At 39.9% G+C, this 13,370-nt stretch carries 15 protein-coding genes; 14 read left to right on the plus strand and 1 reads right to left on the minus strand.

The genetic code is table 11. From position 1 onward, the window contains the following. Positions 1-66: 66 nt before the first annotated feature. From K0S23_RS06145 to K0S23_RS06210, 14 genes are all read left to right on the plus strand, one after another. Entirely contained in the window at positions 67-957 is an 891-nt protein-coding gene (locus tag K0S23_RS06145; protein WP_300355550.1) for a hypothetical protein, read from the plus strand. Next, complete coding sequence (locus K0S23_RS06150) at positions 954-2,189, plus strand: hypothetical protein (RefSeq protein WP_300355551.1); 1,236 nt, start codon at positions 954-956, stop codon at positions 2,187-2,189. The genes K0S23_RS06145 and K0S23_RS06150 overlap by 4 nt, the downstream gene beginning before the upstream one ends. Beyond that, a complete protein-coding gene (locus K0S23_RS06155) occupies positions 2,171-2,512 on the plus strand; it encodes a hypothetical protein (protein WP_300355552.1) in 342 nt (113 codons plus the stop codon). The genes K0S23_RS06150 and K0S23_RS06155 overlap by 19 nt, the downstream gene beginning before the upstream one ends. After that, positions 2,476-2,991 carry a hypothetical protein gene (locus K0S23_RS06160; RefSeq protein ID WP_300355553.1) on the plus strand — a complete coding sequence of 172 codons (516 nt, stop codon included), beginning with the start codon at positions 2,476-2,478 and terminating at the stop codon, positions 2,989-2,991. The genes K0S23_RS06155 and K0S23_RS06160 overlap by 37 nt, the downstream gene beginning before the upstream one ends. Further along, positions 2,979-4,064, plus strand: a complete 1,086-nt coding sequence (locus K0S23_RS06165; protein WP_300355554.1) for a type II secretion system F family protein — start codon at positions 2,979-2,981, stop codon at positions 4,062-4,064. Before K0S23_RS06160 ends, K0S23_RS06165 begins: the two co-directional genes overlap by 13 nt. Then, positions 4,064-4,474, plus strand: a complete 411-nt coding sequence (locus K0S23_RS06170) for a type II secretion system protein (RefSeq protein WP_300356187.1) — start codon at positions 4,064-4,066, stop codon at positions 4,472-4,474. The genes K0S23_RS06165 and K0S23_RS06170 overlap by 1 nt, the downstream gene beginning before the upstream one ends. Further along, entirely contained in the window at positions 4,474-4,941 is a 468-nt protein-coding gene (locus K0S23_RS06175) for a prepilin peptidase (protein WP_300355555.1), read from the plus strand. Before K0S23_RS06170 ends, K0S23_RS06175 begins: the two co-directional genes overlap by 1 nt. Further along, positions 4,938-6,347 (plus strand): GspE/PulE family protein, encoded by a 1,410-nt coding sequence (locus K0S23_RS06180; RefSeq protein WP_300355556.1) that lies wholly within the window; start codon positions 4,938-4,940, stop codon positions 6,345-6,347. Before K0S23_RS06175 ends, K0S23_RS06180 begins: the two co-directional genes overlap by 4 nt. After that, positions 6,348-8,258, plus strand: coding sequence for a type II secretion system protein GspD (locus K0S23_RS06185; protein WP_300355557.1), 1,911 nt, complete (start codon positions 6,348-6,350; stop codon positions 8,256-8,258). Further along, the gene (locus K0S23_RS06190) at positions 8,258-9,412 is read left to right on the plus strand and encodes a hypothetical protein (RefSeq protein ID WP_300355558.1); all 1,155 of its coding nucleotides are present in this window, start codon (positions 8,258-8,260) and stop codon (positions 9,410-9,412) included. The genes K0S23_RS06185 and K0S23_RS06190 overlap by 1 nt, the downstream gene beginning before the upstream one ends. Then, on the plus strand, positions 9,409-9,948 hold the full coding sequence (locus K0S23_RS06195) for a hypothetical protein (RefSeq protein WP_300355559.1): 540 nt from the start codon (positions 9,409-9,411) through the stop codon (positions 9,946-9,948). Before K0S23_RS06190 ends, K0S23_RS06195 begins: the two co-directional genes overlap by 4 nt. Beyond that, the gene (locus tag K0S23_RS06200; RefSeq protein ID WP_300355560.1) at positions 9,926-10,918 is read left to right on the plus strand and encodes a hypothetical protein; all 993 of its coding nucleotides are present in this window, start codon (positions 9,926-9,928) and stop codon (positions 10,916-10,918) included. Before K0S23_RS06195 ends, K0S23_RS06200 begins: the two co-directional genes overlap by 23 nt. Continuing rightward, the gene (locus tag K0S23_RS06205) at positions 10,915-11,403 is read left to right on the plus strand and encodes a hypothetical protein (protein WP_300355561.1); all 489 of its coding nucleotides are present in this window, start codon (positions 10,915-10,917) and stop codon (positions 11,401-11,403) included. Before K0S23_RS06200 ends, K0S23_RS06205 begins: the two co-directional genes overlap by 4 nt. 341 nt (positions 11,404-11,744) lie before the next feature. Beyond that, a complete protein-coding gene (locus K0S23_RS06210) occupies positions 11,745-12,248 on the plus strand; it encodes a hypothetical protein (RefSeq protein WP_300355562.1) in 504 nt (167 codons plus the stop codon). 78 nt (positions 12,249-12,326) lie between these two features. Here the strand turns inward: K0S23_RS06210 and K0S23_RS06215 are convergent, their stop codons facing one another. Beyond that, complete coding sequence (locus K0S23_RS06215) at positions 12,327-13,367, minus strand: hypothetical protein (protein ID WP_300355563.1); 1,041 nt, start codon at positions 13,365-13,367, stop codon at positions 12,327-12,329. Positions 13,368-13,370 lie beyond the last annotated feature (3 nt).

Genomic DNA, 13,370 nt, shown 5'->3' on the forward strand with positions numbered 1-13,370 from the left:
CTCCAAATTTGGTTAGAATCAGTTTCTGTTACAAAATTAGAAATCCTACTGTAATAAATACTAATTTTGTCAAAAAAATATAAAACCAAATCAACTAAATCTATGGTTGCCAATTTGTTTAAAACGATTTTTTTACTGGGACTTATATTATCTCATTCATTTACAGGTTTTTCTCAAAAGATCGAAATCGAAAATAAGTTCCACATCAAGCAAGATGATAAGTCCATTATTTTTCACGTGCTGGATACTGATGAAAGCCGGTTAAAAAAATATAACCCGAACAAAAGTTATTATTGGTTCAAGTCTCAAAAAGTTTTGATTACCCAGGGGGGAAGTTCGGGAAGTTTATTGAATGGTGATTATGAATCTTTTTACAAGAACAATCAGTTAGCAGAAAAAGGACTTTTCAAAAAAGGATTGAAGCATGGTGTCTGGAAGCATTGGGCTCCCAACGGGATCTTAATTCACCAGGAAAACTGGTCGAAAGGAATTCAGATCGGCAAGCAGTTATATTACAACCGGGAAGGGATCATTCAAAAGACAATTGTTTATAAATCCAGCGAGGTTCAGATTATTTCGAGAGACACAACGATCCTGAAAAATAAGAAGATGGTCCTGACAACTGTCAATGATTCCACGGGTAAGCTAATTTCCCAGAGCCGTTATTCGAATTTTAAATTGGATGGTACTCAGATTTCCAGGGATCAAAACGACAGTTTGATTAAAACAAACTACAAAAAAGGGGTTCTGGTTACAGAGAAAGTTAAGGCAGGGAAACAAAAAAACGAACATTCCGGTTCTGAAAAGAAATCCTTCAAGGAGAAAATGAGCAACTTTTGGGGAAAACTGAAATTCTGGAAAAAGAAAGAGAAGTCAAAGGAACCAAAACCTAAAAAGAACAAAAGTACTGACCGGGAAGAGACACAACCTAAAGAAAAGAAAAAGCGAAACAAATGATTCGCGCTTCAGCCATATCTTACGCCATCGTTTTCGCGTTGTTTATCGGACTCCTTGCTTCAAGTGTATTCTTCATTTTCAGTGCTCAAAAACGCATCGAGTTTGTACATACAAGCCAGGAGCACTTATTACTTGATTCGTACCAGGGAATTCAATTGGGTTTGCAGCAGGTTAAGGTAAACGACTCACTTCAGTTTGTTCATGAAAGCGGGGATACCAGCATCATTCATAAATCAATTTGGGGATCTTATTACCTGGTGACGAGCCAAACGTTTAAAAATGAGCGGTCGGTTAACAGGTCAGCACTTATTGGAAGTGAATTTGAAGGATCACTACCGGCTCTTGTGATAAGATCCGGTTCGGACGGATTGCGCATCTGCGGAGAAACGTTCATTGAAGGAGCTGTTTATTTACCCAATAAACGGGTTGAACTGGCATATATCGGCGGAAAGAACTATTCCAATCCCGAATTGGTTTACGGTGAAATAAACGACTCAAAGGATTTGAAACTCAATTTGTCAACCCATTTCGGAAACGTTTCCCCGAAAGATTTCGTAGGAAACCTGAATCCAACAGCTTATAGCTGGAAAGATACCAGCATTAGCTTCCTGGAAAACGGGGCCTACTATCAATCACTGGATCCGATTCAAATCCGGTCGAAATTCCGCGGAAAGATTATTATTCAAAGCTTCGATTCATTAGTGGTTTACAAAGAAGCCCAATTAACTAATGTGATTTTGATTGCTCCTAAAATTTATATTAAGCAGGGGTTCTCGGGAAATCTTCAGGCCTTAGCATCGGAGTCAATCGTTCTGGAAGATTCAGTGACCTTGAGTTATCCGAGTACATTGATCCTTAATGAGCACGCAGCGAGTACGAATTACAAACCTCACTCGGTATACTTAGGAGCTAACAGTTCTGTATTGGGCGGAGTATTACTGACCACCCAACAGTATGATTTCAGAAAACAACCCAAATTGACCATTCAAAAAAACAGCGTAATTGCAGGAGTTGTTTTCAATTGCGGGATCTCCGAAGTCTACGGATCAATCATCGGAAGTTTGAATACGGGCGAAACACTGACTTTGGCAGGAGGAGGCTCTTATACGAACCATTTACTGGACGCGATCATTTCAACCAAACGGCTCCCGCAAGATTTTGTTTGTCCTGCCTGGTTTGAATTCTCAGGTTATTCACGAAAAAAGATCATTTCATGCGAGTTAGAAAGTTAAAAGCTTCCAGCATCGCTGAAATCGCGATCGCGCTGTCAATCATTGCTATTTGTTTTGCACTGGCTTCGCGGCTCTTTATCCAAAGTGCGCGCTCTACGGTTCAATTCCAGGAAACAATAGAACAGAGCGAGTTCCAGTCGGTTTTGTTTACGAGTTATTCCCTGGATTCGAATGTTTATAATCCCAAGTTGTGGGAAGACAAATTAACGACGATCGAAACAGTCATTACTGAAAAGGATTCTGTCAGAACAGAACAATTATTATTGAAAAACAGTGTTAAAACAAATTGGATGCAGGAATTTACCTGGCCGAAAGAACGATGAGGAGAGAAATTCATATAGCAGCATTTTCCATTTTGGAACTGGCAATAGTGCTTTCCCTTACCGGGTTGTTTATCTCCTTGTTTTTCCTTTCCGTAAACAGTTTCAATAAAGCACTGCAACAGGAGATTGTCATCAAAAATGAATTGAATTCCTTTTTCCAGTTTCGATCGAATTTTTGGCTGGACATGGAAAAGTCGGACTCGTTTCAACTGGATAAAAACAAACTAAGCTGTTTTCATGCGGCTGACCCGGTCATTTATGAAATAATTGATGAAAAACTAAGCCGCTCGCACATGGAACATCAAACTGTATTTGATATCGGAGCGATTGCAATCGAAAAAAACCTTATCGGTAAGAGGGATATAGTAGAATTTAAATTGGAATGGAAAAATACAGGGTTCTCACTGTCCTATCCGCTTCAGAAACAAAATCAAAACCAGATAAACACATATTTTAAGAGAGGATTATGGAAGAGGTAGCCAAAACGAGTTTTTTAAAAAAAGAGATCGTTTTAGGTAAGCCTTTAAACGATAAGTTCAAGGAGCATTTCTACGGCGAATTTGCTACACTCATTGAAAGTGGGATCGATATGCGCCGCGCTTTGCAATTGATCATAGATGAACAGGAGAAGAAAAACATACGCGGACATATTGAAACATTGCTGGATGATTTGGTAAAAGGAAATTCACTTTCCGAATCCATGCAAAAATCTACACACTTCACTCCTTATGAATACCAGAGTATTCGCATCGGGGAAGAATCCGGGAGGCTGAAGAATGTGCTTTTTTCCTTGTCAAATTACTTTGCCTCGAAGGTAAAACTGAAAAGGCAGCTGGTGAGTGTTTTCACTTACCCGGCATTTGTATTTTCAATTACAGTCGGGGTACTTTATTTTATGCTGAACTTTGTGGTTCCGATGTTCAAAGATGTTTTCAAACAGTTCGGACAAGAATTGCCCTGGCTCACACTGAAGATAGTTTGGCTGTCTGAAAATTTCGGATCCTTCGTGTTCTATTTCCTTCTGATCGGCCTTGGAACCGGATTTTATCTTTTCTCACAGAAGAATGAAGAATGGTTCCGGAAATTTAGCGGGAATTTCATTCTTAAAATCCCGATTTTCGGCAAACTCATTCAGAAGATTTATATTGCGCGTTTTTGTCAGAGTATGGCGTTATTGCTGGAAGCCAGGACACCCCTGGTAAAAGCCCTGGACCTGGTTTCGGAAATGATCCGTTTTTACCCGATGCAACAAACGATCCTGGCTGCAAAAGAAGAAATTTTAGCAGGAAATTCACTGCATGAAGGACTAAGTAAGTTCGATATTCTGGATAAAAGATTAATTTCGCTTATTAAAATCGCCGAGGAAATCAATCAGTTAGATCAAACTTTCCACCGATTAACCATTCAGTACAACGAAGAAATTGAATATCGGACAAAGATGATAGGAACGATAATCGAGCCAGCCATCATTGTAATCATCGGTGTAATTGTCGGAGTAATCATGGTATCCATGTACTTGCCAATGTTTAACTTAAGTAATGTCATTAAATGATGAAATTGAATAAACATAGAAAACTAAAAGCATTCTCACTTGCAGAAATCCTGATCGTTCTTGCAATCATGGGAATTCTATTGATGTTGGTTATTCCAAATCAAAGTGGTATTGCTACACGGACCAAAAGTATGGAAGCCCAGCAGGAATTACGCATGATCCACAATTTACAATATGCCTATTTTTTACAGTATTCCAAGTATTCAATGGATGGTAAGGAGATCAATTACATTCCACATAAATTAATTACCGAAGGGGGCACTGCACTTTACAGAATAAGTATAATCGAAGCATCACCTTCCGGATTCAAGGCAAAAGCAGAAGCCGTACAGGATTTCAACGGTGACGGGAAGTACAATATTTGGGAAATCGACCAGGAAGGCCAACCAAAAGAGACACAAGTAGATTAATGATTTTAATCGCAATCATATCCCTTTTAATAACGATCCTTTACCAGGATTTCCGCTACCGTGAGATTTGGTGGTTCACTCCTCCTTTGCTTTTGATCAGCGGTTTTTGGTACAAATGGGACATCATCAACTGGGAATACTTCCTGTATAATTTTCTGTTTATCGGTGTGCTTATCGGTTTTTTGGTCATTTACGTCCGGATTCGTTTTGGCTCAACCAATTTATTCAAAGACTATTTTGGGCTGGGGGATGTGTTGGTTTTATTGGCAATTACGCCCTTATTCGGATTCCCGTTTTTCATCTACTTTTTCACATTCAGCACAATTGTCAGCTTGATCGGATATGTGTTGATGTCGCTTTTCAAAGCTCAGAAGTCGATTCCTTATGCAGGTTATATTTCCTTATGCACGATTATATTTCTGGTATTTGTTCACTATAAAATAACTTCATTCATCGACGGAATATGAGTGATTTGAACAACATACAGGTTTCTGCAGAATTGCAACAGTTGATTCCATCTGATTTGGCATGGCATTACCGGGTAATTCCGGAAGAAATCACAGACGAAGCAGCAAAATTTTATGTGGACGGGGCTCAAAACCTGGCAACCGTAGAAGAGGAACTAAGTGCATTATTGGGAAAAAAAGTTGAATTAACAGCTGGTAAAACCGAAATTATTCAACGTGCGCTCGGTAAGTTTTTCAGAAGGGCAAACCAGGAAAAACAATTGGTCTTTAATTCCAATATTGATTTCGTAGACCGGATTATACAGGACGCGAATCACCTGGGAAGCAGTGATATTCATATTGAGATCTATGAAGATCGTGCACGTGTCAGAATCCGTATCGACGGGCATCTGATCGAGCGTTTTTCCATCGATAAATCAGAATATTCTGAATTGATCAACAAGGTAAAAATACGTTCCAACCTCGATATTTCCGAAAAAAGATTGCCTCAGGACGGACGCATTCAATACGAGAACTTTGATATCCGGGTTTCCATATTACCCACACTGCACGGCGAGAAAATCGTAATGCGTATTTTGGGAAAAGATGCGTCTTCGATCAATATTGCCCAACTAGGATTAACTGAAAATGACCTGCGTAATTACCTCGAAGGAATTAAGAAACCACACGGTATTGTACTCATCAGCGGACCAACCGGTTCAGGTAAGACAACCACTCTGTATGCTACCCTGAAACAACTGAACGATGAGAAGCGGAACATCGTAACCGTCGAAGATCCGATCGAATACACATTGGAAGGGATCAACCAGGTCCAGCTTAAAGAACAGATCGGCTTGACCTTTGCAAGTGCCTTGCGTTCGTTTTTAAGACAAGATCCGGATGTAATTATGCTTGGAGAGATCCGGGACGGTGAAACAGCACAAATGGCAATCCGGGCTGCATTGACAGGACATCTTGTTTTGTCTACGATTCACACCAATTCTGCCTGGGGAACCATTTCACGTTTGATCGATATGGGGGTTCCTTCGTTTTTGATAGCGAGTACAATTAACACCTCTGTTGCTCAGCGACTGCTAAGAAAGTTATGTGTCGATTGCAAACAGGAAGTAATTACTTCTCCGCTAGACTGGCCGCGAAGTTTTGACGAGAGTAATATTCCCGAGAAGGTATTTGAAGCTGTTGGCTGTGATAGTTGTCATTTTACAGGCTACAAAGGAAGAACAGCAATTTACGAGGTAATTCCGATCGACTTTGAACTCTCGGAAAGTATTAAAAACAATGAATCCACTGTTGAGCAACAACTGATTGACAGGAACATTATAACATTGAATAAACAAGCACTTGAATTAATTAAATCCGGAATAACTTCTTTGGAAGAAGCCTACCCGATATTAACTGAAATCTAAATGAAACAAACCCTTTTTATTTTCTTCCTGCTTTCTATAATCAGCATTCCGCTGGGAACGAAAGCGCAGAATTTTACCGAGCCATTACTGAGGGCAAGACTCGACAGTTTGAGTAACACCTCAAAAGGTTTGAACAATACCTTCCAGCTGAATGTTTCAGGATTGCCGCTTTCTGAATTGGTAAATTCCATTGCACTCGAAAATAATCTGAATATCAGCATCGACCCTGTGCTTAACAATGCCGTCTCATATAACTTCTTTGATGCAAGGGTGAAAGACGTACTGGTATTTCTTTACGAGCATTTCGATATCGAATACCGGTTTGTGGGAAATATCCTGGCGATTACCAAACGCGAGTTAAGAAAAGAAATTCCGCAGCCAAAGATCGAAAAGAAGATAGACGTCAAATACAATCCCTCCAACGAATTTTTATCTGTTGACCTGAAGAATGACAGTCTTTACAAAGTGATGAAGGAAATCAGTTCTTTAAGTGGAAAAAACATCGTTATTTCTCCGGATGTCCGCGACAAACCGATTACAGGATACTTTTTGAACCGTCCATACGACCAGGTGATTCAAATGACTGCAAAAGCAAATGGCCTGGAAAGTTCTATCGACGAAAGTGGGATCACCTATATTTTCGCAGCGAAACCTGAAAAAAACAACACCGCTCAAGGTGGTGGAGCCGGATTTAAGCCCACAACAGATTTTGAGCAAACAGGTGTTCAAATCAAGAAAAATGAATTTGGAACCTTGGACCTGATAGCAAACAATGCGGAAATGTCTGATATTATCAAATATGCCTCACATGAACTCCTGACTCCTTATTTTTTCTACAACAAACCGGAGGGAAAGGCAAGTTTTCAGCTCCAGAATGTGACTTTCCCGGAAATTCTGAATCTATTGTTTGTGGGAACTAAATATGCTTACAGGGAGGACAATAAACTGTTCCTTATCGGAGAGAACAAATCCGAAGGTATTCGTGTAACAGAGGTAATTCGAATGGAGAACAGGACGATCGAAAATGTAAAAGCATCTATTCCGAAAGAATTAATTCAGGACCTGGACGTCAATGAATTTACGGAACTCAATGCCCTGATCGTTACGGGACCTGCAAGAAAAGCAAGTGAATTACGTGCGTTTCTTTCGTCCATAGACATTGTTGTTCCTTTAGTTCAAATCGATGTAATGATCCTGATCTCGGAACGTTCCAGCACGATTAAATCAGGAGTTAAAATGGGATTGGGGGATAAGCCTACTGTAACCAGCGGAACTGTTTTTCCAACCTTGGATGTGAACCTGGGAGCGAGCACACTGAATAGCATCCTGAATACGATCAATGGCTTTGGTATTGTGAATTTGGGGGCTGTAACGCAAAACTTCTATATGTCACTTCAGCTTCTTGAATCCAATGGAATGATCGATGTAGAAAGCACACCAAAGATCACAACTTTGAGCAGCCATCAGGCAACAGTTTCCATCGGGCAAACAACTTATTACCAGGAACAACAGGTCAACTTCCAGAATACGGTTGTGAACCAGGGAGTATTGACCTCCAAAATCTGGAAATCAGTAGACGCAAACCTGACAGTAAAAATTAAACCTTTCGTTTCTTCGGATGGAAATGTTACAATGGATATAACGCTGACCAATGACGATTTCGACGGCAGTAAGGTAGATCCGACAGCACCGCCAAATGCCACAAAACAAACCTTCGAATCGGTTATCCGGGTTCAAAATGGAGATGTGGTATTGTTGGGTGGTTTGGATAAAAAACAAAACAATAACAGCGGAGAGGGAGTTCCTTTATTGTCCCGTGTTCCGGTAATTAAATGGTTGTTCAGCAGCCGCAATAAAGTAAAGCGTAAATACAAACTGCATATCATTATTCGACCAACGGTAACTTATTAATGAAAATCCCTTTCCAAAATAGCGTCCCCAAAAAATATAACCTGATTCTGATTCACAATCAATCAGGGGAATTGCTGTTTCATTATACCTGCATGCATGAGCGAACCACGGTTCATGATCTGACTTCCTTTGAATCGATCGAACAAATACTAAAGAAGGCAGATAAAGGCATTCCGTTTATTATTCACGTAAGGGGTGCAGGAATTCTGGCAAGGAGTGTTGAAAATGCTCCCAACTACAAAGAACGCTTATTGGTTTCGGGAAGAGAAGACGAATTTTACTTCAATAGCTATCAACGGTCAGGGTCTGTTTTGGTGTCTTTTGCGCGAAAGAATATACTCGACGAATTTTTGAATCCCGTCAGGGCTGTCAAAGGATTCATTTGGGCTTTGTACATTGGCCCGTCCTTGCTTCCGTTCAAATCGGAAAATCCGGTTACCATTCAATCTGATTATGTGCTTTCGTTTCCATCTTCGGACCAGGTAATCATTTTAAAGAACGAAGAGGAACTCTCAGAAAAACAAGTCCTGAATTCTTACCTGGAAGCAATCGTCAATTATACCTTCGCCAAGAATAACAATCCGGATCAATTCCACCAGGGAATCGACGAGGAAACTTTCAGGCAAACGAAGAGTAACTACAAAGATTATAAGCTTTTCAGAACGATAGGAGTCAGTATTTTGGCCTTTTTCCTGATTGCGCTTACAATCAATTACTTTGTGGTGAATCATTTGAACCAGCTAGCTGCAGATTATGAACAGGAAATTGCCGGATACCAGGATAATTTTGCTGTCAGGGATCGCACCAAACAGGAAAAGCAACGCAAACTGGTCTTGTTTCAAAACTCAGGGATGCAATCGGGTAATCTGCTTTCTTATTATGCGGATGAGACCGGAGCCACTGTACCTAAAGGGATTCAGTTCACAGAAATGCAATTATTCCCGCTTGTGCAGCCACTCAAACCGAAACACAAAGTAGAAACTGATAATTCAAAAATCATTATCAAAGGAATTACCGTCAATAGTAAAGTTTTAGATGACTGGATGGAGGATCTGGAAAAGAAGGAATGGACTCAAAGTGTGGAGGTTATTAATTATTCCAGAGTGGATGACCAGCACGCAATCTTTCACATTATAATACATATCCGGGAATGACGCTTTTTGAAAAATATAGCTACAAACAAAAGAACCTGGCATTGCTTATTATAGCTGTGCTACTTTTTGCTGTATCCTATAAAAGAGCTTTCAGTAAAACGATTGAAACGAATAGCTATATCAATGAGTTGGAAATTAAAAAACTGGAAGCATTAAACTCCCAAAAAGAAATTCAAATCCTTCAGAAACAAGTTGCTCAACTAAATAAATTGCTTGGAAAGGAAAACGTTTCGGTTGAAGAAGTTCAACAAGGTTTTTTAAACTTTCTGGCCCGTAAATCACCCAGAATTTCAGTGAAACAAATCGATGAAGTTTATGGATTTGAGCATCCAGATTTTAAGATCAATACGTTTAAGATTGAATTAAAAGGAGACTTCATTTCCATATTGAAATTTATAAACACATTAGAACAGTCCTTCGATGATGCACGTTTGATCCATTTTCAAATGAGCTCTGAAAAAGACCCGGTTACAGGTAAAATAGATTTAACAACAACCTTATTAATTCAGAATTATGTCCAGAAAGTATATCAATAGACTTTTAGTGCTTTTCATTTCTTTTAGTCTTTTCGGCTGTAAAGATTTCATTGAGAAGAACATTTCCGAAGATACTCCGATATTAGTTCTTCCGTCAAATAATGCAACCATTAATGCAAACCCTGTTCACATCAAATGGGAAGAACTGGAAGGGGCAACCAAGTATCGAATCGAAATCGTAAGTCCCGAATTCGGGAATATTCAAAGCTTTCCTTTGGATTCAATCGTGACCGGAACCAATTTTTACTTCGGATTGGATTCAGCGCAGTACGAAATCAGAATCACAGCAATGAATGCCGGATTCAGTTCAAAACCTTCTGCCATCAAGCGTTTTTGGGTCGGAACATCACAGGGAGGAGGAAATTCTGTTGTGCTGCTAAGTCCAAATGGGAATGCATACGATAACGAGGATTTTAACGGGAATTTTTCCTGGGGTATTGTGGCAAATGCAGAAAGCTACACTTTTGAACTTCACGAATCGAATACCTTTGCCGGTCCGAATGTCATTCCTCCTATAGATCAAATTGGTATAACAGGAATAAACGCTGGTATTACCGGAAACGATTTGGCAGAAGGAACCTATTGTTGGGGTGTAAAAGCATACCTTATCGGTGGCGGTGAAACTAATTTCTCCAAACGTATTTTCTATATTGACAAAACAAATTCCCCGTTGGCAAGTCTCAGCTCTCCTTCAAATAACTCAGCTATCAGTACCGGGACAATTACTTTTACCTGGAGTTTACCTGCAGACATTGGAGTTGTTCAATCTCCCCGAACAAGCAAAATCCAAGTGGCACATGATACCGGGTTTACAGATCTGGTGGAAATAACTCCAGATGTTTTCGATGATGAGAACACAAAAGAAATAGAATTACTTACTCCAGGAACCTATTATTGGCGAGTTATTGTAATGGATGAAGCTGGAAATATAACTACTCCGACAACTTATTTTACCTTGACATTGTCTTGAAAAACAAACGATTCACATATATTTTACTGCTTGTTGTAGGATTTATCTACTTCAAACTCTTTGTACGCATCAGTTCCAATATTTCCGAGGAATCTAATTTACCTGTTGCCCAGATTAATGAGATGCAAATTGAAAACATCCGCTCCAAAAAAAGCTTCCGTCTGAAAGCAAATTACCCGGACCCGTTTTTAAAGAATTCAGGAATAGTTCAAAAAACTGCTGCAAACCTGGATCCTAACGCTCCTCCGCCTTTACCTAAACCCAAAAAGGAAAAACCGATTGTTTACTGGCCGAGCATTAAATACTATGGAATAGTCCAGAAAAGCAGTTCAAAAAAACCACGGGCACTCATTTCTGTTGATGGGACAATGTATAAGATTTATCCCAATGAAGAGATCTTTGACGGTTTAGTGGTAAAATCAATTAAGCGGGAAAGCATTGAATTCTATTTCCAAAGGGAAACAAAAACGATTCAATTGAATTGATAGGTTTGGGTTTCCTCCTTTAGATCATTTCTTTATCTTTCGTTTTGCGTAAAGCCACATCAGTCAGGGTAAAGCAGATACATTACCTAAGGGGATAAATCCGAAGATTATTTCAAAAGAATAAAAAGCCCAAAATCAGGAAATCCTGCATACAGTGAGAACCAGCTTAAGCGCAGTGTCAGGGAGAATCAGCGCAGCGGAATAACAATTTATTCCTGATTTACAATGATTTACCGGTTGCAAAAGCTGATTGTAATTCAATATTTACTCCGGGCCTTAAATAAATTGTATGTACCTTAATCAATATTATTCACGAATCAGAAATTAAAACAAAAATTATTATGAAGAAGATCGGAACAATCATGCTTGGCTTATTGGTAGTAACCACCTTTTTGGGTGCATGTAAAAAAAAGGAAGTCGTTGGTCCAACTGGTCCGGCAGGTGCAGCAGGAAATGCGAATGTTAAAAGTTTTACAGTTGCAACAGTTGCGGCGGATTGGACGGGTGACCAGGTAGCGGGATATTCGATCACTTTAAGTGTTCCGATCATTACTGCTGATATCGTTGCGACCGGTGCCGTGATGTGCTATCTGGAATACGGTGGAACAACTTATGCACTTCCATATTCTTATTTGTATGGAGGAGGTTATACCAGACATATGTTATTTAACTATGAATTAGGAACTTTAACGGTAGACCGGGTAGATGATGACGGATTAACCGTTAATCCCGGAAGTTCTTCTACAAAAATCAAAGTAGTAGCAATTTCATCTACCGGATTAATTCAACATCCAAATGTAGATTTAACAAACTATGAGGAGGTAAAGCAGGCATTTAATTTATAATTCAAACAAACCGAATAAAAAAACGAGGACATAATCATCCTCGTTTTTTTATTGAATTTTTTTACACTTATGAGTTAATTAAAACCGGCGTACCGCTCTTATTTCAAAAGCTGCAGCTTTGTTAATTGTGAAAAGATTTGTTCCGATAGGAGTGATATTCACTGCGATTGCATCCGAATTGTTTGCTTCTTTTGAACTCCAGTAGGGAGATGTCAGTAAATTGGTTCCGCCGTTCGCTGTTGCAGTTGCATCAACAATAGCATAGTTAAGCCCAAGACGTTCTAATTCTGCAGGTGTTGGAAGGTACCAATCGGAATAGGTGGTCGTTCCTTCGGTAATTTGCAGTTCATTACAGGTTGCCGCTGCATACGGGCTGCCATCATCACCTATAGCCAGGTGTGCTGCAATGATGATCACATTGTTAGCCGCACCTGCATAAATACCATTTCCATCAGCACGTGTTTTACCATAAGTACCGGCGAACCATTTTATAGCAGGCAAATCGTTTTTAGTAACTGCCAAACCATGCTGTCCGGTCTCATCTACGTAAAATACGATCCCACCTTGTGCAAAATCACCTACTTCATATTTCACCAGGCCGGCAACATATCCCATGCCGGCAATGTCTGTGGAATCAGTGTGATTGTTCCAGTTTGCAGTATCTGCAGCTGTAATTCCTGCTGCAACAGATGCATCAAAAATAGGGTCGTTCTCATTCGCACTGTTTGCGTGCAAAGCATACGGAACGCTTAATAACTGTGTGGTTCCGCTGATCGTATAATTCGTTCCGCCTGCAGGGTCTGATTCCGTTTTTACAAAATAGGGTCCGGCCGACCAGTCAATTGCCGAAAAAGTTCCCGAAATAACTGTTCCGGCTCCGATCTCAATACTCACTAAACCATTGATATTGGACACTGGTACTTGTGTTTCCTGGTAAACTGCACTTCCGCCGGGGCTTCCCTGTAAAATACTCACTCGCATACCAATGCTTTGGTTTGTTACCAGGGTATTGGATGCGTTGCGGATTACAGCCTGATAGCTCATTTTTTGAGGTGCCTGTGCAAATAGGTTAAAGGCAAGCAAAAGCAAGATTGCGGTATTTAAAATGTGTTTGTTCATGTG

The sequence above is a fragment of the Fluviicola sp. genome (assembly GCF_029266855.1).
In the GTDB taxonomy this organism is placed as follows: Bacteria; Bacteroidota; Bacteroidia; order Flavobacteriales_D; family Crocinitomicaceae; genus Fluviicola.

Excerpts from the sequence above, each read along its gene's own strand:
- K0S23_RS06180 (WP_300355556.1), top strand. The coding sequence starts at position 4,938 with ATGAGTGATTTGAACAACATACAGGTTTCTGCAGAATTGCAACAGTTG.
- K0S23_RS06210 (WP_300355562.1), top strand. The coding sequence starts at position 11,745 with ATGAAGAAGATCGGAACAATCATGCTTGGCTTATTGGTAGTAACCACC.
- K0S23_RS06165 (WP_300355554.1), top strand. The coding sequence starts at position 2,979 with ATGGAAGAGGTAGCCAAAACGAGTTTTTTAAAAAAAGAGATCGTTTTA.
- K0S23_RS06170 (WP_300356187.1), top strand. The coding sequence starts at position 4,064 with ATGAAATTGAATAAACATAGAAAACTAAAAGCATTCTCACTTGCAGAA.
- K0S23_RS06175 (WP_300355555.1), top strand. The coding sequence starts at position 4,474 with ATGATTTTAATCGCAATCATATCCCTTTTAATAACGATCCTTTACCAG.
- K0S23_RS06215 (WP_300355563.1), bottom strand. The coding sequence starts at position 13,367 with ATGAACAAACACATTTTAAATACCGCAATCTTGCTTTTGCTTGCCTTT.
- K0S23_RS06200 (WP_300355560.1), top strand. The coding sequence starts at position 9,926 with ATGTCCAGAAAGTATATCAATAGACTTTTAGTGCTTTTCATTTCTTTT.
- K0S23_RS06195 (WP_300355559.1), top strand. The coding sequence starts at position 9,409 with ATGACGCTTTTTGAAAAATATAGCTACAAACAAAAGAACCTGGCATTG.
- K0S23_RS06150 (WP_300355551.1), top strand. The coding sequence starts at position 954 with ATGATTCGCGCTTCAGCCATATCTTACGCCATCGTTTTCGCGTTGTTT.
- K0S23_RS06190 (WP_300355558.1), top strand. The coding sequence starts at position 8,258 with ATGAAAATCCCTTTCCAAAATAGCGTCCCCAAAAAATATAACCTGATT.
- K0S23_RS06155 (WP_300355552.1), top strand. The coding sequence starts at position 2,171 with ATGCGAGTTAGAAAGTTAAAAGCTTCCAGCATCGCTGAAATCGCGATC.
- K0S23_RS06185 (WP_300355557.1), top strand. The coding sequence starts at position 6,348 with ATGAAACAAACCCTTTTTATTTTCTTCCTGCTTTCTATAATCAGCATT.